This window comes from uncultured Roseovarius sp., assembly GCF_947489715.1.
Taxonomy (GTDB): Bacteria; Pseudomonadota; Alphaproteobacteria; order Rhodobacterales; family Rhodobacteraceae; genus Roseovarius.
On record NZ_CANLER010000011.1, the window covers coordinates 104,928 to 130,455 of the forward strand.

The window sequence follows — 25,528 nt, forward strand, 5'->3', positions numbered from 1 at the left end:
CGCAAACAGATATTTCCATTGTACGGAACGAATGTCCATTGAATGAAACTTTGAAAATGATTGAAATTGCTCTTGATAAGTGCCTGCTGTTAGAAAGTGGAGAAAGTTTTGCATCTAAGAAACACATCTCGAAGGATTTCGATGGATCAACAGAGCAAGAGTCAAAGCGTGCTGGAGAAGTTCTCGAGGCTGTTAGACGTGTTTTCTAATCCCCCTTTTAGGTTTTCCTATTCAAATGTCGTCGAATTGGTCAGCATGCCCAAGTCAACTGTACACCGCATGTTGAATCAGATGGTCGATCTGGAGTTTCTGGAACGTGATGAAGAGCGTCGGGAATATATCCTTGGCCCCAAATTGGGAAAACTTCTTCATTACAACTTGCCGCGATCAGACTTAATCCAGGTATTCAAACCTGTTCTTCTTCAAATGGCTCAAGATGTCGGTGAGACGGCATTTGCAGCGCGTTTGCGCGGCAATCAGGTTGAGTTGTTTTGCGTTCAGTCACCTGAAACGGATGGCATGTCTTATGTTCATCCAGGCAAAGGTCCTAGACCAGCTCATGCATGTTCCTCAGCTAAGGCGATTATTGCGTTTCAAGACGAGACTTTTATCGACTCTGTGCTGAATGAACCACTACATGCATTCAATTCCAAAACGGTCACGGACCCAATCAAACTGAAATCGGAATTGGCGAATGTCCGAGAAACTGGGTTTGCATATTGCCGAGAGGAAATCGAATTTTCTGTTTCATCGATTTCGTGCCCAATCTCTTTGCCAGGCGCCGGAGTGTTATATGCAATTGGCACAATCTCGTTGACACATCGAAGAAATCCACAGATGCAATCAATGCTTGAAGACGAATTGTTATTGGCCGGTAACAAACTTTCAACTCTGTTGGGAAGTGTGATAGTAGAGGGATCAGTTAACATATCCAATTTGAGCAGCTAATAATGTTTGGCCGACTAGTTTGACTAAATACCGGACACAAAGGCATCGGCGACAAGATCCGCGAAGTCGCTTGGATCGCGCACGGCGGAGATTTCATCTGCGGTAACGACCGCAGTCGCCCAGTTGTTGGCGATCGCCTGGTAAATTGATTGCCGTTCAGCCATAGAGCGGCGGTACGCAAACCGTAGGAATGCATTAGGATCGACCTGATCTGCGTTGCAGGCATTTTCCTCCATAAAATCAACCCAGCATTTGCTTGTGAAGCCTGGACGGTATGCCATTGGCTTTGGTGCAATTTCGAACCGCCGGATCAGTTCTTGAGTGTGACTCTCGTCGCCCTTTATCCAAATGATCGCAGTTCGTGCTGCCAGATGACAAAGGATTGGGTCCTTGAAATCAGAAGGATGCACCCATTCGCAAATGGATCCACCTGTGTCACAAATAAAATTCTGATACCCGTATATTCTTTTGGCGCGTTCAATGAAATAACCGGTATCCAACAATGCGTTTATCTCTGCGTTCCGAAATTGCTCTTGCCTGACAACGTAGCTCTCAAAGGGCAAGCCCCCCTTTGAGACAGCGCCTGGCTTTCCAAGATAAGTAGAAACCGGTGCAAGATTATCGAAAGAAATATTCGATCCGATATAGATGGAATCTGACCTCAACAATTCTTGAAGAAACGGAACCTTCATCGCTTCCATCATGGCATTGTTGACAATTTGCTCGCCAAGGTAACGGGTGCCGATGCGGTAATCGATAGAATAATGAAACCAATCACCTGCGGCCCGCAGCATGTTGGATATATGTGTTTTTCCAAGCCCCGACATACCGTAGAAGAGAACGTTTCGAGCGGCTGTCTCGCGCCAGTCTTTTGGCGTGGGATATAAAAGGGGTCTTGCTCGTGCCATTTTATCCGTCTCGGGTAGAAACAACGTTCAACTTGGTCAGGATCGCGGCTTTGACAGCTCCAATATCATTTTCCATTCGTATCAGTTCCTCACGCGCGTCTTCAGCGATCTCTCGACCAGCCGGTGGAGCCGGAACGAGACCGATAGCAGATTGGACAGCATCGGGAAATTTTGCCGGATGAGCTGTCGATAGGGTAACCATTGGAACATCTGAATTGGCATTTTGCTTCGCAACAAAGGTTGCGACGGCGGTATGGGGATCACTGATATATCCTGCATCTGTGTACAGTCTCAATATTTCAGCTAGGGTTTCAGTTTGGGTTGCACGGCCAGCTTCAAAGTCCTCCGAAATAGCTTCCGCAACAGAGGCAGGTAGATCGTAGCTACTTGATTGCTTCAGACTATCCATCAATCCGCGCACAATCGCTGGCTCCCTGTCAGATGCCTCAAACAGTAACCTTTCAAAATTCGAGGAAATCTGAATGTCCATCGATGGGGTGATCGTAGCGACTACTTTCTTTAGACTGTGCTGACCCGTCCTCAAAGTGCGTTCAAGAATATCATTCTCATTGGTGGCAATTACGAGTTGATCAATTGGCAAACCCATCTTCTTGGCCACGAAACCTGCGTAAATGTCACCGAAATTCCCAGTCGGGACGGTGAAACTGACTTTGCTCGCGGGTGCTCCAAGAGCCAAAGCTGAGGTGAAATAATAGACGACTTGTGCCATGACCCTGCCCCAGTTTATTGAATTCACGGCGGAAAGTTGTACCGTTTCGCAAAACTGATCATCTGCGAACATGGCTTTGACCATTGACTGGCAGTCGTCGAAATTACCATCGATGGCGATAGCATGACAATTTTCGGCGCCAAGAGTGGTCATTTGACGCCGCTGAAAGTCTGAAACGCGGCCGTCAGGAAACATGAAAAACGTCTGAATTTCTTTGCAAGCCTGGAAGGCAGACATCGCTGCACCGCCAGTGTCACCAGACGTCGCACCAACAATCGTTAACTGCTCACCCCGCTCTTCCAATACATAGTCCATCAGGCGCGCCAATACCTGCATAGCCACATCTTTAAAGGCGAGCGTCGGACCGTGGAAAAGTTCCAGGAGCCAATCATTTGGGCCCGTTTGCACAAGCGGCGTGACAGCCGGGTGCCGGAACGTACTGTAAGCATCAGTAATCATCGACCGAAGAGCATCGCTATCGATTTCTCCGCCTACGAAAGGTTCGAAGATTTGTAGCGCAACATCAACATAGGGTTTACCGCGAAGCTGAGCGATTTCCTCCTGTGTGAAGACAGGCCATTGACTGGGAACATAAAGCCCCCCATCGCTAGCAAGTCCGACCAACAACGCATCCTTGAAGGACAATTCGGGAGCATGCCCACGTGTAGAAACATATTTCATCGAGTTATCCTTCCCAATCGAGCACAACTTTGCCCGACGAACCAGACTTCATGGTTTCAAAGCCTTTGTGGAATTCGTCGACATGGAACCGGTGAGTGATGACTCGACTGACATCCAACCCGTTCTGCAGCATCGAAATCATCTTGTACCAAGTTTCGAACATTTCTCGTCCGTAGACGCCTTTAATCATGATCGCCTTGAATACAATGCGGCTCCAGTCGACGGGCGACTTACCAGGTGGAATCCCTAAGAGCGCTACTTTGCCGCCCATCACCATCGCTTCAACCATCTGGTCTAGCGCTGCTTGACTGCCCGACATTTCCAGTCCGACGTCAAACCCTTCTTTCATACCAAGTTCCTTAATCACATCGTGAAGATCTTCTTTCGTCACATCCACGGTACGGGCGTCCGGCACCACATGCTCTGCAAGTTTGAGGCGATCCGCATTGATGTCTGTAATCACAATCCTACGTGCTCCCGCGAAACGGGCGACGGCAGCGGCCATAATTCCAATTGGGCCCGCTCCGGTGATCAACACGTCTTCACATAGCAAATCAAAACTAAGCGCCGTGTGCACTGCATTTCCGAGTGGATCCAAAATCGCACCAATTTCATCGGGGATGTTGTTAGGTAAGGGGACGACATTGAACGAAGGTAGCTTCAGGTATTCTCCGAACGCGCCCTGAACGTTTACACCTACGCCACGTGTTCCCGGATCAAGGTGAAAGTTACCCGCCCGCGATTGCCGGCTTTGCGTGCCAATCAAGTGACCCTCACCGGAGCAGCGTTGACCGATCTGCAAGCCAGTTACTTCCTTTCCAATCTCCACAATTTCACCCGCGAATTCGTGCCCAGTGATCAACGGAACAGGCACCGTGGCTTCCGCCCACGCATCCCAGTTCCAGATGTGGATATCCGTACCGCAAATTCCCGTCTTTTTAACCCGGATCAATACTTCGTTAGGCGAGATTTCGGGCACGGGAGCCTGTACCATATGCAAGCCCTGTTCCGGTCTGGACTTCTCAAGCGCTTTCATTGTGTTGGGTAGAGTCATGATATTACGCCCAATTCCCTGCCCACTTTGGCGAAAGCCGCTAAAGCTCGATCAAGCTCTTTCCTATTCAGCGCAGCATTCATCTGAGTGCGAATCCGCGCCTGCCCCCGGGGAACTACCGGGAAGAAGAAACCGGAGACATACACCCCCTCTTCGAACAGGCGTGCCGCCATATTTTGCGCAAGAGTTGCTTCTCCAAGCATGATCGGAACAATTGGGTGTTCGCCCTCGAGAAGGCTAAACCCAAGCTTCACCAACCCTTTTCGCCAGTATCTTGTGTTCTCGAACAATTGTTCGCGCAATTGTTCTCCATCCTGAACCAGCCGGATCGCTTCTATCCCCGCAGCGACAATGCTTGGCGGAAGCGAGTTTGAAAACAGATACGGTCGTGCGCGTTGCCGCAACAGATCAATTACCGGTTGGGGACCGGCAATATAACCACCAACCGCGCCACCAAGTGCCTTTCCAAGTGTGCCTGTTAGGATATCGACATCCACCCCAAAGTGATCTGGCGTTCCCGCACCACGCGAACCCATGAAACCCGTTGCGTGACAGTCATCCACCATGACAACAGCGCCGTAAGTTCGAGCGACTCGTGTGATCCCAGGCAGGTTTGCTAGGTATCCGTCCATTGAGAAGACACCATCGGTTGCGACCATAATGTGTCGGGCACCTGAGTTACGCGCCTCTTTTAGCTTGGCTTCGAGGTCTGCCATATCGTTATTGGCATATCGATACCGCCTCGCTTTGCATAAGCGAATGCCATCAATTATCGATGCATGGTTCAGACTGTCCGAAACGATCGCATCTTCAGGTCCTAAAAGTGGCTCGAACAACCCACCATTAGCATCAAAACAGGCTGCGAAGAGGATCGCATCGTCCTTGTCAAGGAACGACGCCAAACGCTGCTCCAAATCACGATGGATGTCTTGCGTACCACAGATGAACCGAACCGACGCCATACCGAAGCCTTTTGGTTCCATCGCATTTTTCGCGGCAGCGATCAGGTCGGGGTGATTAGCTAATCCGAGGTAGTTATTGGCACAAAGGTTGATGACCGTGCGTTCGCCAACATTGATCTCACCGCCTTGAGGGGAAGTGATCTTGCGTTCTCGCTTCATCAAGCCTTCTGCTTCGATTTCTTTAAGAGTTGAGGCGATATCGCATAGAAAAGCGTCAGACATGGTGTATCTCCATTAACCGCGGTCGAGTGAGAATTTGAAATCGAGATTGTTGTTCGGTGCAGCGCGGCCGAAACTCGGTTTCGATCAAGACAAGTTTTGGTCCATTGCCAAAATTAAGCGGGGTCATGCGCGCGTCCTGTCTCCGCTTGGGTCATAGGGAGACATTTCAATTACTCTTGCGGCGTGCGGCTCGCCCGGGACATCAATGGCAAATTTGGTGCCAATATCTGACTGCCCGACATCCGCTAGCGCCATCGTCAGACTCTTTTGCAGCCGATATCCGTAACCACCCGTCGTCGCCATTCCAGTTATGGCCTCATTAAATCCAACCGGCACAATCCCCATCACATCCGCATTTTCAGATTCGATCTCGACAATGCTGAGCACTCGATCCGGCGCAGCTGCGCTTTGAGCCGCTGCCTTGCCAATGAAATCGCCCCTGCCCACATTTTGACCGCTCGTCTCTTCAATTTCCTTATAAAGGTTGAAGGTATAGGCCTGCAGCGCTTCAATATTGGTGTCGGTATTCAGCGAGAAGTACCCGGTTGCGGCATTCCTACTTGACCCTGCCGTCAATTCTGAGCGCTCAACAAGTGCGACGTCTGTCCACCTAAACTTAGCAAGGTGATACGAAACTGATACGCCAACGGCGTTACCGCCAATCACAACTGCCTGGTAAGAGCCCTTCAATGATTCTTCCTCAAAATAGTTTCGATGCAAGGAAGCAAAAAAGTACACTATTGTCTAGTAAAATTAAATGCGTAGATTCAGCATGGCATTAACAGTTTTCAACCTAAGGAAATTGAAAAATATTCCGAGTAAATCGAGTTGGAAACTGACCAAACGAAAAGCGATGAGTCCCTCCCTCTGCCTTATTTCATTCGCCGCTCCAATTGAATTTGCCTTGGCACTGTTGAATGGTTGAAGTAACCGTCGATCCGAGTTCTTCACTTAAGAACATACTCAGGTAAGCTTTCTGGTAATTCCGGAAAACGTTGACCTCATTCGGTTGCCATTTTGGTCAAATCTGCGATTTTACGACCGATTGATCTAGACGCGCCTGGCGCCACCTTTTTCAATACGGCTACGTACGCTCATTATCGCCTGCATTTCGTCGTCTGTCGGCACCTGTCCCGACAGGCAAAACATGTAATTCTTAGCTCTTGAAAAACGTTCTTCTAACGTCTCTCTGGCCATGGTGGTCTCATAACCAATCTGAGTGTAATAGAAGATTCGTGCTCGCACCTCAGATTCATCTGGCGAATAATCGTGGCGCTGAAACATAGCGCTGAGGGCATCGAGACGTGCTGAATCTGTGATTTCCACTGCTTTTCTGACGAGCTCGGACCTTCTCGCCCAATCTCTGACCGCAAAGTCAAGTGCAGTATCGAACCCCTCTTCGGCGAGCCAAATTCTGTTGATGTTGACGATTGCAAGGTTAATGGATCCCGCTTCCACAGCTGCCCCCTGAACAACAGCACGTGTGTTGGTTTTTTGCCAATAGTCCAACAGGCAATCCAAAAGCTCACGCCTATTCTTAAAGAACCAGTAAAAGCTAGAGCGCGTCGTTCCCAAGGCTTCTGCCAAATTCAGCACCTTGACGCTCTCTTCACCCTTGGCCACCAATATCTGCAGCGCAGTATCTATCCAGTCTTGCCGAGTAGTACGACCCTGACCACGCCCACGCTTTTCGCTTTTTTGCATATTTTCACAACAGAGGTTTGAATTCCTTCTGGTCCTTTTAGGTTCGCCAATCCAAAAACGCTAGTTTTCCATAGCAAGATTGGCCAGATCAACACAGATTTTCCGCCATACGAACAGATTCTGCATTTGAACAGTCAGTGTTCGAAGATTTTTTTGCGAGAGTTCATAGATTACGTACAGTTTTGTATAGACGATCTTATTTTTGATGTTAAGAATTTCTCTCGGTTGTGACCAATCAGATTCGATCAAACGCACAGCTTACGTGTGGCGGGTTCAAACGCTCCAACGGAAAGCCAATTTATGAAGGTGAGGAACTCAGGGAAAGCAATGTCCAATGACGCGGCAAAATTTCAAGGCAAAAACAGTTGCTGCAAAAGTGCGCGCCTGGCTGCCTCCAGCATGCAAACACCAATGCATAAAAGCCATCTGCTGGATGGGTTTTACGAATGTACATATTCACAATTTCCGCTCTGCGCACAACGGTGCCGGGCAGCTGCATGACGGTGAATCAAAATGTTTCAACGCTACTCTGCATTTTCCCTCTTCCAACAAGGGCTAAGAAGCCACAGGGGTTGGACCAGCGCCTGGCGCACGCCTTTGCCGAAGTCGACCTACGATGTGATTATCATCGGAGGCGGCGGACACGGTTTGGCTACCGCATATTACCTGGCACGAAACCATGGCATCACCAACGTCGCCGTGATCGAAAAAAATTGGTTGGGTGGAGGAAATACTGGCCGCAATACGACGGTTGTTCGTTCGAACTACTTTTATCCTGAAAGCGTAGATCTCTACGAACTTTCCGTAAAGCTTTATGAAAAGCTATCGCGGGACATAAATTTCAACGTAATGTTTTCTCAACGTGGCATGATTGTAACCGCGCATTCAGAACCCGAAATGGAAATGGCGGCCCGACAGGTCAATGCAATGCGTATCAACGGTACGGACGCGGAGTTGCTGGATGAAGCGCAGTTCCGCAAAAAAGTGCCGATTTTCAACTTCCGCCCTGACGCACGTTTTCCTGTTCACGGAGCAATTTTGCAAAAACGGGGGGGTACCGCCCGCCACGATGCTGTCGCCTGGGCGTATGCACGCGCGGCAGACTCGGCAGGTGTCGACATTATACAGAATTGTGAAGTCGAAGACTTTATTGTCGAAAACGGCAAATGTGTAGGCGTCAACACGAAGTTGGGTGAAATTCGAGCAGGTGCGGTAGGTGTCGCGGCTGCAGGGCATTCTTCTGACTTATTGCAAAAAGTTGACATCACGCTTCCTCTTAACTCTTACACGTTGCAGGCATTCGTTTCCGAGCCGCTAAAACCTGTCATTGATACGGTCGTATACTGTCCACTCACCGGCGCCTATGTCAGCCAGTCCGACAAAGGAGGGTTGGTGATCGGCGGTGGCCTTGACCGAGTGCCTTCATATGGCCAACGCGGCAATCTTCCGATGCAGGAAGCTGTGATGAGCGGATTGATCGAGATGGTACCGCTGTTGTCCAAAGTAAAACTCCTGCGGCAATGGGGCGGGACAGTGGATGTGTCTCCCGACAGTTCACCGATCCTGGGGCCAACGGGAATGGAAGGTCTTTATCTCAATTGCGGTTGGGGCACAGGTGGCTTCAAAGCCATTCCTGCTGGCGGTTACCTATTCGCCAGTATCCTCGCAACGGGCGGCCATCATGACATCAGCAAGCCATTTGATCTTGGTCGATTCATTACCGGCAAACTCATTGACGAGGCAGCCGGAGCCGGCATTGCGCATTAGGAGAGGTTCAATGCAAATCTTTATATGTCCTTTCTGTGGTCCCCGTGATGAAAGGGAGTTCCATTTCGAGCGAGAAGCCGGAAAGATCCGCCCCGACACAACCAAGCTTGTGTCCGATATTGGGTGGTCTGACTACCTGAATGAACAGCGCAACACTAAAGGCGCTGTCCGCGAGGTCTGGTCGCATCTTCCATGTCACGAGCTTTTTGTGATGGAGCGAAACAGCCTGACTATGGACGTAATTTATTCTACCTCCCGCAGAGGGCCGGTCACATGACTTCTTACCGCATCGATCACGGCGGACTGATTGACCGCACACGCCCACTTGTGTTCACTTTTGACGGCCGAAGTTATACTGGCTTTGACGGCGATACGCTGGCCTCTGCGCTGCTGGCAAATGGCGTGCGCATCATGGGGCGAAGTTTCAAATACCATCGACCTCGTGGGCCCTGGTCCGCTTGGGTAGATGACCCCAATGCCATTATGAACGTCAAATTGAATGGGCGAGAGTTTCCAAACTGCGCGGCGACAACAACTTATTTGGAGGACGGCATGGCCGCGCGGAGTGTAAATGCCTTTCCCTCTGCTCAGTTTGACGTAAAGGGCGGGCTTGATCTTATGCACCGTTGGCTTACCGCCGGTTTCTACTACAAAACCTTCATGTGGCCGAACTGGCATCTGTTTGAACCGGTCATCCGCAAGATGGCAGGCCTCGGTGAAATCAGCCGCGATGTGTTCGAAGACTATGTTTCTGATCAGGTCCATGATTGTTGCGACACGCTGGTGATCGGGGGCGGCGGCACTGGGTTGGCGGCAGCGCGAGAGGCTGTTGAAACAGGCGAAAACGTGATTCTGGTTGACGATCAGAAAACCGTAGGAGGTGGCCTATTCAGGACTGGCTTAATCGAAGGTCAGGCGGCGGCGGATTGGGTGGAAGCGCAAGTTGCAGCGATCGAATCCGGCGGTGGGCGGGTGATGCGCGCAACCACTGCTTTTGGTATCCACGATCACAAGTTAGTCGGACTAGCAGAACACGGGAAGTTTGGATGCCCGCCCCGACTTTGGCGATTGCGTCCAGGGCGAATAATTCTTGCTTCCGGTGCGCTCGATCGCCCAATTACATTTGCCAACAATGACCGTCCGGGTGTCATGTCGCTAGACGGAGCATGTGAGTTTCTAGCGCGTTATGGAGTTTTAGTGGGCCGAAATATAGCCACTTTATCCAACAACAGCGGTGCTGAATCTTCTGCACGCACCCTCGAGCAGGCGGGCGCAAATGTTGTCACTCTTGACCCCACAGCGGGCCATGCTTGTGCGATAGGCGGTAAGAGATTGCGTGGCGTTGAATTGAACGGTGCATTTCATTATGCGGACACGATCTTATGCTCTGGTGGACAAACACCGCTTGTTCATCTCTGGCGCCATGCTGGCGGCAAACTAGATTGGAACGACGATCTGCAGGCCTTCGTACCCGGAAAAGCACCAGAAGGAATGATTGCCGTCGGTTCAGCTAACGGTTTTTTTGACCTTCAGCACGCACTTGACGACGCGCGCGCCGTCGGTGCCGACACAGCACGACCCAATAAAAAGTCTAGCTACAAGCTAACCCCTCTTTGGCCGAAACCCGGATCGAAAGGCCGGCAATGGATCGACTTCCAGCACGACGTAACTATAAAGGATGTCGAGTTAGCGGCCCGAGAAAACTACGTCTCCGTCGAGCATCTCAAGCGTTACACTACGTTGGGTATGGCCTCCGACCAGGGAAAGACATCAAACATGTCCGGATTGGCGGCTATGGCGGCCGTGCTCGACCGCCCTATACCGGAAGTCGGCACAACCACGTTTCGCCCACCATTTGTCCCTCAACCACTTGCACTTTACGCTGGCCAGCGCAAAGCAACGCTGTTCTCACCATTAAAACGCTTGAAGTTAGAACCTGAACATCGCGCAGCCGATGCAGCGCTGGTGGAATATGGCGGATGGCTTCGCCCCGGCTGGTTTGGCTCTGGTGATCCGACAGAACATATCTTCAATGAAGTGCAGTTGGTCCGTGAAACAGCTGGAATTTTTGACGCCTCTCCGCTTGGTAAAATCGAAATTCTAGGACCAGATGCCGAAGCCTTTGTAAACTTCGCCTTTTACAACACCATTGCGACCCTTAAACCCGGCCATGTTCGATACGGATTTCTGCTCAACGAACGCGGTATTGTTATGGATGACGGGGTAGTTGCCAGACTGGGTGATAACCGATTTGTGATTTCCTGTTCGTCCGGTCATGTCGATCACGTGCGCGACCATCTTGAGGTCTGGCGCCAAGACTGTAACGATCCTGAGCGGATCTTCGTCCATGACACAACTCAACACTGGTCTACAGTAACTGTTACAGGACCTAGGGCGCGCGACATCCTGGAAAAAATTGATACAAGAATTGAACTTGCCGCCGATGCGTTCCCCCACATGACTGTTCGGGAAGGAACATTTGACGGCGCGCCAATTCGTGTCGCGCGCGTGAGTTTCACCGGCGAACTGAGTTTCGAAGTGTCAATCAGGAATACATATGCGACCGCCTTGTGGAATGCGCTGTTGAAGTCCGGCGCCTCCATTGGCGCTGGTCCTGTGGGCAGCGAAGCCATGATGATCCTGCGAGCGGAAAAAGGGTATATAATCGTTGGAAAGGACACTGATGGCCTGACCATGCCACATGACTTGGGCTTCACTGTACCGAGGCTTAAGAAGAAGGCGGCCTTTATCGGAGACCGCTCCTTGCACATGCAGGTCGGCAATGAAACCGATCGTCGCGCTCTTGTGGGATTAGAAGTGGATACTGGTTCGGCAATGTTATCGACGGGAGCTCATATTGTTGCTGATGGATCAAAACCCCGAACACTCGGTTACGTAACATCAAGCTATGATAGTCCAACGCTAAAACGTCCAATCGCGCTTGGTCTATTGGAACAAGGCGCGGAACGGATAGGAGAGAAAATAACTGTCTGGCACCTCGGCAAAACAGTTACTGCTACCGTTTGTCCACCCTGTTTTTATGACCCTGAAGGAGTGCATCTCGATGCGTGACGATCGTATGAAATGGGCGCCTGCGGGTAGGGAGCTGGCTACCTTCGAAGGGGATGGTTTTCGATTTCAATGCGTCACCATGCAGTCTCAAGCACTGGTTTCAGCCTCGGATATTCTAACCCGCATGCCAGACGCGCTGGGGTGGCCAGACGTAATTTGCGGGCAGTCTTACGTTCTTAGCCTGCGTCGGGACCGCGTTCTTGTAGTGAACGGACCGTTTGTGCAAGACGGCTGGGATAGTGAACTGTCGCAAGCGGTTTCAGACGTTACGGACGCTTTGACCGTCTTCGAAATCTCGGGACCTAATACTCTGGCGCTAATGCGTCGTGGTGCGGAGATTAGCTTTGAAGCTCCTTCTCGCTCTGCGAGCCGACTTTTGTTCGGGTTTGGAGTTTTTGCATACAGATACGAAAGCCATGACACAGTGCGAGTGCATGTAAACCATGCGCACTCAGATGCGTTTGCGCAGGCCCTACGCCAAGCAGCGACTAGAATGCAAGCCACCTTGACGTAAATGTACTTTCGATAATTTTTATCTAAATAATATCCGCAAAAAGTTTAATTTTTACTGGATTTTTTTGGGAAAAAATTTATGGACATATGTGTACTTATTGATTCCTGAATGCTGCTACAGCAACCACAAAGACCGGAGAACCCCATGACAGATCTTGCCCTTCGACAGTTGAGCCCGCTGCGCAATTCAACGAATCATTCCGACGCGCAGAGTCTCGCCTCGGAACAGGCGCGACATTTCGGTATCGATACCAACACTGAGTATGGTGAAACGCTGGTTCGACTGGCCGCTTCACTTTATGATGCAAACGTCGCCACGCATGAGCTGATGCGCGTCACGATGGACGGCCTTAAAGGCCTGGATCGGAACGATCGAATTGCTTGGTTCAATGCCAAGCGGTTCATCTGTTTCCAACTTGCTAAGATCCTCGACACGCTTCAAAATCCGATGCGGGCGACCTATCAATCTATTACGACGGATGCCCCGGGATTCGCCAGCAAAGGCCCCTACCCTATCTTCGACAACGTTGCGGCGATCTTTTCCGCCAATCCGGTTATCACCAGAACCGCGACATATCTTTTTGCATGCACCGAGTGGGTCGAAGATGCATTCACCGGTCGCGAGCCATTGCATGAAATATACTCTCGCCTGATGAACCCGACTTCAATCAGTCTGGCAAATCACATTATTGATGTGGAGTGCGGATCCGAAGCGAACCAATATATGGCCTGGAACTTCAATTCCGGAATGGCTGCGATTGATGGTGTCTTGGGCCATGTCATCGGTAGAGATGACATCATCTTGGCTTCTCGAAACATCTATGGCGGAGCCTATCAACTATTGCATGACTGGTACGCCAAGCCCTCCAACATGAATGCGGCGCTGGTATGGGTCGACGGGTTTGATGGTGCGGCTTTTGAAGAGGCAATGGACAGCGCGGCCAAAACCTACGCTAACCGGATCGCAAACGGACGCAAAGTTTACATCTATCTAGAAAGCCCCTGTAATCCTCATGGCTATGTACTTGATGTTCCAGCTATTTCTCGCGCTGCGCACGAACGTGGCTGGCAGGTAATCTGTGACTCGACTGTTGGCACACCGTTTTTGCATCCGCTGCTCAAAAATCCTGATCGGATGGAGCGCCCCGACTTCATCATGCATTCCTATACCAAAGATTTGGCAGGATTCGGCACCACCACTGCGGGCTGCGTAATCGCTCGTAACGAGGACATGTTCGTACCGAAAAATGAAAGCGTAACATGCACTTGGCCCGACGGTTCTCCCCGGACCGTTAACTGGAATGAGACTTTGTTCTGGAATGTCTTCTACATCAAGGGAGCTTTTCTGGACGCTGACAAGGCTTTCGAAGTTCTCAACGGAATGAAGACATTCGAGATGCGTGTGCTGCAAAAGGCCATCAACACAACTGTTTTGGCTCGCGCATTCGACGCCCATCCCGACATTAACGTTTCATGCCCGGTAATCGAAGACAACGACAACCACGAGATTGCGGCACGTTGTGCCTATCTTGGATTGCCGGCTGGTCTTTTCACCATCGATATGGAAGGCAAAGGTGATCGTCCCAGTGTGCCACGCGCAACGTTCAAACGGTTTTTTGACATGTTGGAACCCGCGGTGGGTATGCAGGTTAGCCTCGGTCAAACGACCACGGTCGCGCTGTGCCCTGCAATGACCACACATTCTGAGATGAGCGACGCAGCTCTTCGAGAGGCAACGATCGAACCAACGACCACCCGGATCTCCGTTGGTCTCGAAGACCCACGAGTGTTTCTAGCGCATATTCAGCGCGCGGCTGAGGTAACGATCGATCCTGAAATTCCAGGGTTCTCCTCTGGGTTCCCTGATCCTGAAGAAATCGACCGCATTTTTCGCGAAACAACGCTGTCGGTTCATCGCTCGCATCTGGAACGTCTGCCGACATACAGTGATCTCCTGTCATAGCCAAAACAAGCGCTTCACCGGGCTCGCCCGTGAAGCGCTCCAATTAATTGACCTGCCGCAGTTCAATACCTGGGAGAGAGATTGGCATGAAAGATCTTATCTCATTTTCTGCGGCAGGGACCAAATCGCAACCCTCCCATGAAGTACTGAAATTTGCGTTTCTCCTTCTTGATGGATTTTGCTCCTTGAGCTTCGCATGCGCGATTGAGCCCCTTTCTGTTGGCTGCCGAGTTGGTGGGAAAAGCCAGTTTTCGTGGCGAATTATTGGTGAACACGGTACTGGCGCAGCGGCATCTTGCAGCACACTCTACGCCGTCGACGTCGACCTACGCGGAAGAATAAGCCATGATGAAATTCTCGTCATCATTGGCGCTGTAGGAAATCAAAATTTGATTTCTGCGAGAGTAATCCAATGGCTTAAGAAACAGTCACATTCAGCAAAAGCCATATGCGGGGTCGGAACTGGGGTTCAAGCTCTTGCGGACGCAGGTTTGCTTGCTAACAGATCCGTAGCGGCACACTGGGAATGTCATCCACAATTGATTGGAAGCCACCCCAACATCAAGCTCACTCCATCGATCTACGCTGTTGATAGCAGAGTGATGACATGCGCAGGGGGTATCGCGATGCTGGACCTCATGGTTTTTTTGATCCATTCGGCTTTGGGCGCCAACCTGTCGCAGCAGCTATCGGACAAACTAGGGTGCTGGCGTTTTCGAAATAGCGATCAACGGCAACCGCGACTTGAGCCCCATCGAACCGCCGCAAAGCATCCAAGCCTGTCAATAGCTGTAAACTTAATGCTGGAAAACATTGAAAAACCTCTTTCATTAAGCAATATCGCCGAACTGGTTGGTTTGTCGCGGCGGCAATTAGAACGACTATTTAGAGCGAAGTTAAAAATTTCACCAAGAGCCTACTACTTGGAAGCCCGTCTTAAACGCGCGCGCGAGTTGGTCACACAAACTACTATGACAATTAACGAAATATGCGCAGTCACCGGTTTTGGATCGGTCGATTATTTTACCAGCCTCTACAAAAACGCTTATGACGTTTCGCCGCGCCACGACATCGGCGAGTTGGCAAACACACTAAAAAAAACTCAAATACCGGAATTCATCGAATAATTCGCTGTTTGTCCAAACTCAAGCCCGACGCAGAAAATCGCTCCGGCGAAAGCCCGAAATTGTAACATTGGTTTTATTGCAAACTTTAGTTCTGAGCGTGAGATGGATGGAAGTCTTGGCGTGCAGCTATCTCTCATGTCGAGCGCCTGTTGGAAGGCCCATCAGCGCATTGTAGGCACGTGATGGTCATCGACGGTCAACCCGGCAATTTTGTGCTGGATCAGCGGCGTCTCCGGCCATCAGGCAATTTCGCTTGGCATCGAACATTTCGGTCAGACCAGCAAGATCCGCGACATATACCGCCACTGCGAACTCATGCGAAGGCCATCGTAGTCAGGGTACATGGACTGAAGATCAGAAAACCCAAGCGACTAAATCTTTCCGCATAGCTGACATTAATGCGCTTCAAGTAATTCGTCTTCAGCCCATGTCAGGTTTGGAGCGTTTACTAACCCGTTCGTAAGAACCTCCAAATGGATCGAAACTGGCCGAGGGAGCACACCGAGCAGCCTAGCAAGCCACCACTTATCGTTCTTTGATAGTATCTACGCTGGATAACTGATCCTAAAGGCCCAGCAAAGCTTCAGGGTTTCAAATTCGAGAATACACCTCTGCTCCTAATTCCTGGGTCCTGCTTGAAATTACGCGGTCAACTAACGTTGGCAATTTAACGCATCAGAATTCAACAACCGCTCGAATACTCTTACCCTCATGCATCAGATGGAATCCGTCATTGATTTGCTCCAAAGACAATTTGTGCGTGATCATTGAATCGATTTCAATTTTGCCGTCCATGTACCAGTCTACGATTTTCGGAACATCGGTGCGCCCTGATGCGCCTCCGAATGCAGTGCCACGCCACACTCGGCCGGTAACCAATTGAAATGGGCGTGTGGCAATCTCGGCCCCCGCGGGCGCGACGCCGATAATGATACTTTCACCCCACCCTTTGTGTGCACATTCCAAGGCAGTCCGCATAACATTGACATTGCCGGTTGCATCAAATGTGTAGTCTGCGCCACCTCCAGTCAATTCAACCAGGTGTGCCGCAAGGTCTCCAAGAACTTTGCTCGGATTTACGAAGTCAGTCATTCCAAAATTCCTCGCCATTTCGACCTTACCGGTATTCAGGTCAACGCCAACGATTTGGTCGGCGCCCGCAAGTCGCAGACCCTGGATTACATTTAGACCAATCCCGCCGAGGCCAAAGACCACAGACCGGCTGCCAATTTCCACTTTCGCGGTATTGATTACCGCGCCAATTCCTGTGGTCACACCGCATCCGATATAGCAAATCTTATCAAAGGGTGCGTCCTTGCGTACTTTTGCCAAAGCAATCTCAGGAACAACGGTGTGGTTGGCAAAGGTTGAACACCCCATGTAATGATGGATGGGCGTCCCATCGAGCATCGAAAACCGTGTGGAACCGTCTGGCAGCAGCCCCTGCCCCTGCGTTGACCGGATCGCTTGGCACAGGTTGGTTTTCGGATTCAAGCAATACTCACATTCACGGCATTCAGGAGTGTAAAGCGGAATTACATGGTCCCCCACTTCGAGGCTCGTAACGCCTTCACCGATCTCCACGACCACACCGGCGCCCTCATGTCCGAGAATAGCGGGAAAGATTCCTTCGGGATCATCCCCCGAACGCGTGAATTCATCGGTGTGACACAGGCCTGTGGCTTTGATTTCAACCAGAACTTCACCCATACGCGGACTTTCGAGATTCACCTCCATGATCTCAAGCGGTTTTCCTGCCTCAACGGCTACGGCGGCTTTCGTACGCATGGTCTCCTCCTTCATCAGTTATTGTTGTGGTCGTAATCGAACACCCGTTGCTAACGTCTCAACAAGTGGAGAGGCAGCGTTCGCAAATAGTGCTTCAGATTCCATCTTTTGATCGTGGCAGGGCTAATTGGAAATCCTAAAGCATGGCGCGAACCGTCACCATTCACGCCCTTGCCATTTTCCGTGAAATCACCACGAAACACGTTCAGCGCCCCCTAATCAAGAACGGGGTTTGGAAGGTCGAACATCCGCCGGTCGCCGCATGAATGCGCAATCTTTTGGCTCCTTTTGCATTAGTCAAGGCGTGCCGAAAATTGGGCTTCGGCCACTATTGATGCGTTCGTCGTTTCCGCTTCGACTACCGTGCAATGTTGTAGCGCGGCAGAAGCTCTAAGCGCTTGCGCGGTCAGGACCGGCAATATCCGGTTTTGAATGTTTTGGGTAATTCTTGCCGACGGCCCAACGACACCGATACTGAAAATTGAGCCGAGTCGTTCTACATTGACGGGTACAGCAACGCTTGTGATACCTTCGTCGATCTCTCCATCACAAACGGCGTAACCATATCGCTGCACTTGAGCGATCTCTTTTTCGATCTTCTTTGAGTCCGTAATCGTGTTTCGGGTGAACCTAATTGGACTGGCGTCAAAAAGCTCTTCACGTACCGAAGGCTCAATAAAAGCGGCTATCGCCTTTGCCGATGAACAGGCGTGTGACGGCCGCCCCCCCAAACCCGGATATATATACGACATAGTTGGATCTGAGGGGGTTTCTATCTCAATGAGATCTACACGACCCGCTCGATACCGCGCAAAAAATGTAGTCTCACATATCTCTTTAACCACCTTTTGCATCATCGCAGAGACGGCGTTGATAACGTGACTATCCGATTTTCCGATAAGGGCAATCTTCACAAATCGAAGCCCTAGAACATATCGGTTCCCACCTTCTACTTCGTCAACGAACCCACATTCAACCAAAGACGCAACATTGCGGTAGATGGTTGGTTTGGGAAGCCCAGTCATCTCCACAAGGCGACGAACACTCACAGGAGACGACGCCCCGGAGATTGCTTCTAAAAGCTGAATAAGACGTTCTTGCATTTTATTCTCATATTATGGACTCTTTTATCGTATATTGGGTGAATCGTTTGTAAAAGCACTATTTTCGCGACCGATACTGAAATTGTGCATGTCTTCCGATCTGCCAAAAAAGATTTGCGGTAGCAATCTGTGACGAGAGTGGGCCAAAAATCTTGCCAACAGGACTTTGGCTTGCCCTCGCGACACCTAAGTCTGCACGCACCGCTCGGTTCAGTCCTGACCAATCGAACAGGCTAGAACTGACCATTGAACTGGATTAGGGAGCTGATTTTCTCTGCGATAACCATCAACTTTTCCCCTCGTTTAGCTCGGTGTTTCGCGTCAAATCGCTTAATAGCTCCAATTGCACCAACGCTAAACAACGCGCCTGCACCCCCAATCTTAATTGGTGCGGCCACACTTGAGACGCCTCGCTCAATCTCTTCCACGCATTCTGCATAACCGAGTTTCTGGACCTCCAGCAATTCGGCCTCCAACGATTGTCGATCTGCGGTGGTGTGTTTCGTAAAAGACTTGAGCTGCCCATTTAAAACCTGCTCACGAAATTCTTCGCGTGCAAATGCAGCGATAGCCTTTGAACAAGAGCATGCGTGCAGTGGTCTCTTGCCAAACCCTGGGTGGAAGTAGGATCCATTATTGTGTTCCGGTGTTTCCACATGGATGATCGAGACGTTGTTGGATCGAAGCCGTGCAAGGAAGACGGCCTCACCGAATTGTGCCGCCGCCTCTTTCATGACAGGAGAAACGACACCGGCGACACCAGCGTCAGTTTTAGCCAGTAGTGCCACCTGAACTAGGTGCGCTCCAATTACGAATCGCGATTTCTGTTCAGTTTCGTCCAAAAACCTATGTTCAGCGAAAGATTGCAGCAACCGATAGCAAGTAGGGCGCGGTATTCCAGTCATCGGTTGTAGCTCAGTTGCGGATATCGGACGCCCAGCAACAGCAAGCGTTTCCAACACTTTCATCAGGCGATCAATACTCATTGCATTCTCATTTTTTGGGATCATTTTTCATTTTTTGAGATTTTTTCTTTACAAACAACCGATTTCTCGTAGGCTAGAGCCATATTCACGATAATTTGGCAAGGTAAGAATCTTGACGGAAAAAAATGGCACCACATCAAATGACAGCATAACCTGCTGTGGCCCAGGCTACGCCTCTCCAGAGAAAGCCATTAAGGCACCGCGCGAGAAATTGCTTTATTCGATCGCAATCTATACCGGAACCGGCATCCAAAAACCGGACTATCTCGCGACAGTTGATGCTGACCCTGACAGCCCCACCTATAGCCAGGTCATACATCGACTGGAAATGCCCGGCATTGGTGATGAACTACATCACATGGGCTGGAATGCCTGTTCTAGTTGTTTTGACGATGGCAGCATGTCGCGCAAGTACTTGTTGCTGCCGGGTGTCCGGTCAAACAACATTCATGTCGTCGACACCGCAACAGATCCGCGTGCGCCGCAGCTGCATAAAGTTATCGACGGCGCGGAAATCAAAGCCAAGACCAACCTGTCGGGACCCCATACAGTGCATTGCCTGGGGTCGGAAATCATCATCTCGTTTCTCGGGGATGCCCAAGGAAATGCACCGGGAGGGTATTTACATTTAAACAAGGACTTCGAGATTGTTGGCCGCTGGGAAAACTCCATGGGTGACATCAAGTTCGGATATGATTTCTGGTACCAGCCGCGCCACAATATCATGGTATCTTCTGAATGGGCGGCGCCAAACACCTTTATGCCGGGCTTTGACTTGGAGGAAGTAGGCCATTTGAAATATGGTCGGGAGCTTCACTTCTGGGATTTTGAGAAAAAGGTGCCCGTCGAAACGTTCTATTTGGGTGAAGACGGTCTGGTACCGCTTGAGGTCAAATTTCACCACAATCCGGACAGTTCGCACGGGTTTTGCGGTGCGGCTCTGAGTTCAAACGTCATTCACTGGTGGAAGGATGATGCGGGAAAGTGGCAATGGGAAAAGATTATCGACGTAGAAAACGAACCACACCCCGAATGGCCAATTCCACTGCCAGGTGTGATGTCAGCAATCCTGGTGTCGATGGATGACAAATACCTTTATCTTAACAATTGGCTACATGGCGATATGCGGCAATATGACATTTCCGACCCGCATAACCCAGTTCTGACCGGACAGGTTTGGATGGGTGGTTTGCTGAACAAGGCACCTGTCGTCAATGGTGTTGAGATGGCTGGTGGGCCGCAGATGTTCCAGCTTAGCTTGGATGGTAAGCGGCTTTATGTCACGACTTCTCTCTTTTCCACTTGGGACAATCAGTTCTACCCGGACATTCGTACCAAAGGCGGTGTCATGGTCATGATCGACTGCGACCCGGTGAATGGCGGCATGACGCTCAATCCCGACTTTATTGTCGATTTTGGAAAAGAACCAAACGGCCCCAGCCGTTGTCACGAAACCCGCTATCCTGGCGGTGATTGCACATCGGATATCTGGGTATGAGGAATACGATATGAATCATCAGGAAGAATACCCCGCTGATTATCTGGCAGACATACTTCGCGAAGTGAATACGATCGCCATGGTTGGCGCCAGCCCCGATCCCACAAAATTTAGTTATGGTGTGCTCAGGGTCCTGAATGAACGTGGCTACAACATGAAGCCTGTAAATCCGAAAGAAGCGGGGAATGAGATCCGCGGACTGAAGGTCTATGGCTCGATCGCTGATGTCGATGAGCCGATCGATATGGTGCAGGTGTTTCGCGGCCCCGAGGCGCTGCCTGGCATAGCGCAGGAAGCCATTGATGCGGGTGCAAAAGTTCTTTGGGGTCAGATCGGCGTCTATAACGAAGATGCGGCGAAACTTGCGGAAGATGCGGGGCTGCAGGTCGTCATGAACCGCTGTCCGAAAATCGAATTGTTTCGACCTTTCTGGAAACCACGGCTCAACCAGGTGATCTGAGAGCCGAACGACAAGGACGTATCCCAGGGAATGGGTGCGGAACAATTTCTGATATTAGACGCCCGGCGGCGCACCGGGGCGAAGCGGAAGGAAGACGACATTGACGGATCAGCCAATGTACCATGTCGAACTCAGGAACAGCGGCGTTACGATATCCGTGAGTGAAGGTGAAGCGATCTACCACGCTGCCCTACGTGCTGGGGTTCAGTTGCCGATCGGGTGTGACTATGGCGGCTGTATAACATGCGCGGCGAAACTTGTTTCCGGGAAGGTGCGTCAGCCAGGGGCGACCGCATTGAACAGGCGGCAGTCGCAAGAAGGCTATATCTTGCTATGCGTAGCGCGGCCCAAAACGGATTGCGTTATCGAAGAAGGCGTAGAATCTCATGACCGTCTTTACGAAAACCCATTCACCAAGAAACTGGGGGCATGGTCGTAGGACTCCAGTTACTCTAACCGACCAAACACGTGCTCATCTGAACCTAGGAAATCAATCCAATTATCCAGCAGGACGCAGGCAGAATGAAACAGACAATTACAAATGGAATTAAGGCGCTTCTCGAAGATGCGGATCAGGTCGTTCCGCGTATTTCAGTATCGGATGCGGTGAGCCTTCTTGATAGAGAAGACCATATTTTTGTCGACCTGCGGGACCCTAGGGAAATAAAGCGAGAGGGAAAAATCCCTGGCGCTTTCTCGTGCACTCGGGGCATGCTGGAATTCTGGATAGATCCCGAAAGCCCTTATCACAAAGAGGTTTTCAATCAGGATAAGACATATGTCTTTTACTGTGCGAGTTCTTGGAGATCTGCGCTTGCGGGCAAGACGGCCATCGACATGGGTATGAATGGTGTCGTCCATATCGACGGCGGATTCTCACGGTGGAAAAAGGATGGTGCTGCGGTGGAAATCATTGACTGATGCCATAACATCATCTGGAGCCTAAATTTAACAAGTCTCGAAAAATCTAAGGAGGAAAACGATGGCGGTATTATCGAAATTTATGATTGAGCGGGATATCCCGGAAGTCGGCACTTTGGAGCGCGAACAGCTACGAGAAGCGGCCGCGAAGTCAAATGCCGCGCTGAACGAGCTAGGAAGCGATATTCAGTGGGTGGAAAGCTTCGTTGCTGCCGATAAAACCTTTTGCGTGTATCTGGCTAAAGACGAAGACACTATTGAAAAACACGCGGAAATTAGTGGATTTCCCGCCACCAAAGTTACACTTATCAGCAAGATGATCGACCCCACGACCGAAAAACCAAGCTGAGTGGGTTTGATGTATAATTTCTCCCTCTGACCCTAGTTTAAAGGCCGGCTGCAGTTCGCTGCGTGAGGGAGGATTTGTACTGATGAAAGTGTTTAGAGCAGGTCAGCGTTCGGCAGACTGTTCTTTCTCTTCAGAAATCGGTTCATCAAGCACTCTGCGATAAGCAGTGTGCCGCCCAGAAGACTTGTCGGAAGCTAATCGATTGTTCCGATGTGGCACATGGGTTTCAACGATTAGAATCCTTGAAACCGCGCGTTGATATCGGATTAGTCTAACGTGTGCTGAGTTTAGTGAAGTCCATGGCAACCAGCCTTCCGTGCGCGGCGTTTCTTTGCAGATGATCAAGATTTTTGTTGCGGCTTGACGTTATTCACCGGTGCAAAAAATGGAGAAAATCAATGGCATATTTAAAACCGGAAGTTCACAGCTATTTCGATGAAAGCACAAATGCGGCCTGTTACATTGTAAAGGACCCTTCGTCGTCGGCCTGCGCGATCATCGACTCAATTCTGGATTTTGACCTTGCTGCAGGTCGTATGCAAACCAAACATGCCGACATGTTAATAGGTGAGATCACTTCTAACGGTTGGAAAGTAAAGTGGGTGCTTGAGACACATGTTCACGCCGACCATCTATCGGCCGCACCGTATCTGGCTGCAAAGCTTGGCGGCAAGGTTGCGATCGGTGCAAATATCCAAACTGTTCAGGAAGTATTCGGAAAAATCTTTAATGCGGGTACAGAATTTGAAATGGATGGTAGCCAATTCGACCGTCTATTCGAAGACAACGATACATTTAAGCTTGGAAATATGGATGTCCGCGTACTGCATACACCGGGTCACACCCCGGCTTGCGTAACCTATGTGATTGGTGATTCCGCCTTCATCGGAGACACGATGTTTATGCCAGATTTCGGGACAGCGCGTGCAGATTTCCCCGGGGGTTCTGCGACCCAACTGTACAATTCGATCCAACGCATTCTAGCGCTACCTGACGAGACACGCCTCTTTCTGTGCCATGACTACAAAGCACCTGGCCGCAACGAGTTCTGTTGGCAGTCCACCGTACGCGAACAGAAAGCTAACAACCTTCATGTCGGTGGGGGGAAGTCGGAAGCTGAATTTGTCGAGTTTCGAACCGACCGTGACAAACAACTGGGGATGCCAAAACTCATCATTCCATCTATTCAGGTCAATATGCGCGCTGGCCAACTACCGCGGCCCGAAGATGACGGTAATGTCTATTTGAAAACCCCTCTGAATAAATTTTAGGGTCCTTGGGTAACTGCGCCGTCGCGACACCAAATTTGGAAAACGCATGAAAAGAAGCTGACCTCAATCAATGGCCAGCTTCTAATTTTGTATTGTATTTACGGATGACTTAAAATCCCATTTGATCGAGTAGACCGGCCAAGATCAGACGGACGTTATCGTCAGAGGTATTGCATTGTTTACAGTGTGGCCGATGGGAGAAGTCGTGCGAACTTTTTCATGCAAGGCATCAAGTTGCTCGGGGCTGGCATCCGAATCCAAAGCAACTTCGACGGATATGTTGTCAAATCCTGCGTGCCCGTCACGCAGTCCCATAAATGTGTGAAGGTCCAAATCACCATCCACATTGATCTTCATGTCTCTTATTTCGATACCCGCAGCTGTCGCATTGGCGGCATATCCAATCGCCAAGCAATTGCCCAGTGCTCCTAAAAGAAGCTCCGCAGGATTGGGACCATGGTCAGACCCCCCTAGCGCGTCAGGTTCATCGCAAGGGGTCGGCGAGAATTCGCGGATTTGAGTTTCGCTGTGAAACCCTTCTTTCCATTGCACTTTTGCACTCCACTTGGTGTTGGCCGCTTCCGGCTCCTGCTTAATTTTTTCAGCGAGTTCGGCAACCTTGCTGATGTCTACGCTGTTTAGATGAGTTGTGGATTTCGTCATTCTAGTCCTCCTCGGAATGTGGGTCTTTACTAGCGGGAAGGCGGCACTGAATTTCTGTATCTGATCCGGTGCAAGGCAAGAAAATGCGTGAAAGCACTGCCTAATTGCCACGATGCCAGTAGTCTGGCGCGGCTTCGTCGATATATCGCGCCAGACTATTGAATCATATTTCGATAAAAAAGTCCAATATTTGATAACACTATTGTAAACTCCACCCTTGATCGGCAAAGGATTTTGCCGATTATTCACTCACATGGCGAAGATGACCCGTTTGATGTGAAATGCTGCGGATTGAATCCGTCAAGGTAAGCACTTCACTTAAGTCTGGCTGGACTTTGCGTTTAGGAGCATTAGCGAATTTCTTTGGGATATAGGGTTTTTGCTCGTTATCGCGCCTTGAGCCCTCGTTTTTCGATCCGACAAGAACTTGCTTTCTTGATCTTGACTAGGTCGCCGCCGCCGCGCGTGATCCACGGGTTCGGGTATATTTGACTTCAATCTGGCGCCTCTCGATCTTGGCTAACGAAGCGCGCCTTAATTGTTCCACGCTGTTGAAAATATGGCTTGAAATAAGTCGACTTCTTATCATTATATGATAGAATATCTCATAAATTAATACATTAGTGCAAGATGCAGCTTGACCGTTTGAACGTCCATCTCGAAGCCATTGCTGCCCTTGGGCGATGGGTGATGTGGCGTCGGCCGCGGGCCCAGCAGGGTCGCTTTGTTGACGAGGTCGGGTATCCGAAATCAGCATACGCAAGTTTCGAAAAAACTTAATGGCGTAACTCAACCGCTCGCATCTGATCAATAGCTCCAATGATGCGAAGCGAGGAAA

22 protein-coding genes are annotated in these 25,528 nt (G+C 50.3%); 12 read left to right on the forward strand and 10 right to left on the reverse strand.

The features are described from left to right. Nucleotides 1–141: 141 nt before the first annotated feature. Nucleotides 142–948 (forward strand): IclR family transcriptional regulator, encoded by an 807-nt coding sequence (locus tag Q1B27_RS21495; protein ID WP_299850984.1) that lies wholly within the window; start codon nt 142–144, stop codon nt 946–948. 23 nt (nt 949–971) lie between these two features. Here the strand turns inward: Q1B27_RS21495 and Q1B27_RS21500 are convergent, their stop codons facing one another. The 6 genes from Q1B27_RS21500 to Q1B27_RS21525 form a co-directional block, all read right to left on the reverse strand. Continuing rightward, nucleotides 972–1,856 carry an ATPase gene (locus Q1B27_RS21500; RefSeq protein WP_299850987.1) on the reverse strand — a complete coding sequence of 295 codons (885 nt, stop codon included), beginning with the start codon at nt 1,854–1,856 and terminating at the stop codon, nt 972–974. 1 nt (nt 1,857) lies between these two features. Next, the gene (thrC, locus tag Q1B27_RS21505; protein WP_299850990.1) at nt 1,858–3,267 is read right to left on the reverse strand and encodes a threonine synthase; all 1,410 of its coding nucleotides are present in this window, start codon (nt 3,265–3,267) and stop codon (nt 1,858–1,860) included. Nucleotides 3,268–3,271: 4 nt separating this feature from the next. Beyond that, nucleotides 3,272–4,303 carry an L-threonine 3-dehydrogenase gene (gene tdh / locus Q1B27_RS21510; protein ID WP_299851157.1) on the reverse strand — a complete coding sequence of 344 codons (1,032 nt, stop codon included), beginning with the start codon at nt 4,301–4,303 and terminating at the stop codon, nt 3,272–3,274. 14 nt (nt 4,304–4,317) lie between these two features. Then, nucleotides 4,318–5,505, reverse strand: coding sequence for a glycine C-acetyltransferase (locus Q1B27_RS21515; RefSeq protein ID WP_299850993.1), 1,188 nt, complete (start codon nt 5,503–5,505; stop codon nt 4,318–4,320). Between the two features lie 123 nt (nt 5,506–5,628). After that, nucleotides 5,629–6,195 carry an FAD-dependent oxidoreductase gene (locus Q1B27_RS21520; protein WP_299850996.1) on the reverse strand — a complete coding sequence of 189 codons (567 nt, stop codon included), beginning with the start codon at nt 6,193–6,195 and terminating at the stop codon, nt 5,629–5,631. Nucleotides 6,196–6,555: 360 nt separating this feature from the next. After that, nucleotides 6,556–7,209 (reverse strand): TetR/AcrR family transcriptional regulator, encoded by a 654-nt coding sequence (locus Q1B27_RS21525; protein WP_299850999.1) that lies wholly within the window; start codon nt 7,207–7,209, stop codon nt 6,556–6,558. A gap of 513 nt (nt 7,210–7,722) precedes the next feature. Here Q1B27_RS21525 and Q1B27_RS21530 point away from each other — a divergent pair. From Q1B27_RS21530 to Q1B27_RS21545, 5 genes are all read left to right on the forward strand, one after another. Beyond that, nucleotides 7,723–8,976 carry a sarcosine oxidase subunit beta family protein gene (locus Q1B27_RS21530; protein WP_299851002.1) on the forward strand — a complete coding sequence of 418 codons (1,254 nt, stop codon included), beginning with the start codon at nt 7,723–7,725 and terminating at the stop codon, nt 8,974–8,976. 10 nt (nt 8,977–8,986) lie between these two features. Then, nucleotides 8,987–9,253: a sarcosine oxidase subunit delta gene (locus Q1B27_RS24565; RefSeq protein ID WP_367181379.1), complete on the forward strand. Its 267-nt coding sequence runs from the start codon at nt 8,987–8,989 to the stop codon at nt 9,251–9,253. Then, on the forward strand, nt 9,250–12,048 hold the full coding sequence (locus tag Q1B27_RS21535) for a 2Fe-2S iron-sulfur cluster-binding protein (RefSeq protein ID WP_299851006.1): 2,799 nt from the start codon (nt 9,250–9,252) through the stop codon (nt 12,046–12,048). Before Q1B27_RS24565 ends, Q1B27_RS21535 begins: the two co-directional genes overlap by 4 nt. A 658-nt stretch (nt 12,049–12,706) precedes the next feature. Continuing rightward, the gene (locus Q1B27_RS21540; protein WP_299851008.1) at nt 12,707–14,524 is read left to right on the forward strand and encodes a PLP-dependent transferase; all 1,818 of its coding nucleotides are present in this window, start codon (nt 12,707–12,709) and stop codon (nt 14,522–14,524) included. An 86-nt stretch (nt 14,525–14,610) separates the two neighbouring features. Beyond that, nucleotides 14,611–15,651 (forward strand): GlxA family transcriptional regulator, encoded by a 1,041-nt coding sequence (locus Q1B27_RS21545; protein ID WP_299851011.1) that lies wholly within the window; start codon nt 14,611–14,613, stop codon nt 15,649–15,651. Between the two features lie 675 nt (nt 15,652–16,326). On the opposite strand, the gene Q1B27_RS21550 is transcribed toward Q1B27_RS21545, so the two are convergent. The 3 genes from Q1B27_RS21550 to Q1B27_RS21560 form a co-directional block, all read right to left on the reverse strand. Beyond that, a complete protein-coding gene (locus tag Q1B27_RS21550) occupies nt 16,327–17,439 on the reverse strand; it encodes an S-(hydroxymethyl)glutathione dehydrogenase/class III alcohol dehydrogenase (protein WP_299851015.1) in 1,113 nt (370 codons plus the stop codon). A gap of 293 nt (nt 17,440–17,732) precedes the next feature. Then, the gene (locus Q1B27_RS21555) at nt 17,733–18,542 is read right to left on the reverse strand and encodes an IclR family transcriptional regulator (RefSeq protein ID WP_299851018.1); all 810 of its coding nucleotides are present in this window, start codon (nt 18,540–18,542) and stop codon (nt 17,733–17,735) included. 233 nt (nt 18,543–18,775) lie between these two features. Beyond that, a complete protein-coding gene (locus Q1B27_RS21560) occupies nt 18,776–19,528 on the reverse strand; it encodes an IclR family transcriptional regulator (protein ID WP_299851020.1) in 753 nt (250 codons plus the stop codon). A 148-nt stretch (nt 19,529–19,676) separates the two neighbouring features. Between Q1B27_RS21560 and Q1B27_RS21565 the strand changes: the two genes are divergently transcribed. The 6 genes from Q1B27_RS21565 to Q1B27_RS21590 all read left to right on the forward strand — a co-directional run bounded on the left by Q1B27_RS21565 (nt 19,677) and on the right by Q1B27_RS21590 (nt 24,027). Then, nucleotides 19,677–21,026: a selenium-binding family protein gene (locus Q1B27_RS21565; RefSeq protein WP_299851160.1), complete on the forward strand. Its 1,350-nt coding sequence runs from the start codon at nt 19,677–19,679 to the stop codon at nt 21,024–21,026. A 10-nt stretch (nt 21,027–21,036) separates the two neighbouring features. Next, nucleotides 21,037–21,486 (forward strand): CoA-binding protein, encoded by a 450-nt coding sequence (locus Q1B27_RS21570; RefSeq protein ID WP_299851023.1) that lies wholly within the window; start codon nt 21,037–21,039, stop codon nt 21,484–21,486. A 115-nt stretch (nt 21,487–21,601) separates the two neighbouring features. Then, complete coding sequence (locus tag Q1B27_RS21575; protein ID WP_299851163.1) at nt 21,602–21,925, forward strand: 2Fe-2S iron-sulfur cluster-binding protein; 324 nt, start codon at nt 21,602–21,604, stop codon at nt 21,923–21,925. Nucleotides 21,926–22,008: 83 nt separating this feature from the next. Continuing rightward, nucleotides 22,009–22,407: a rhodanese-like domain-containing protein gene (locus tag Q1B27_RS21580; RefSeq protein WP_299851026.1), complete on the forward strand. Its 399-nt coding sequence runs from the start codon at nt 22,009–22,011 to the stop codon at nt 22,405–22,407. 61 nt (nt 22,408–22,468) lie between these two features. Then, complete coding sequence (locus Q1B27_RS21585) at nt 22,469–22,756, forward strand: DUF4242 domain-containing protein (protein ID WP_299851029.1); 288 nt, start codon at nt 22,469–22,471, stop codon at nt 22,754–22,756. Nucleotides 22,757–23,154: 398 nt separating this feature from the next. Further along, nucleotides 23,155–24,027, forward strand: a complete 873-nt coding sequence (locus Q1B27_RS21590) for an MBL fold metallo-hydrolase (RefSeq protein WP_299851032.1) — start codon at nt 23,155–23,157, stop codon at nt 24,025–24,027. Between the two features lie 144 nt (nt 24,028–24,171). Here the strand turns inward: Q1B27_RS21590 and Q1B27_RS21595 are convergent, their stop codons facing one another. Further along, entirely contained in the window at nt 24,172–24,690 is a 519-nt protein-coding gene (locus Q1B27_RS21595) for an OsmC family protein (RefSeq protein ID WP_299851035.1), read from the reverse strand. Nucleotides 24,691–25,528: the final 838 nt, after the last annotated feature.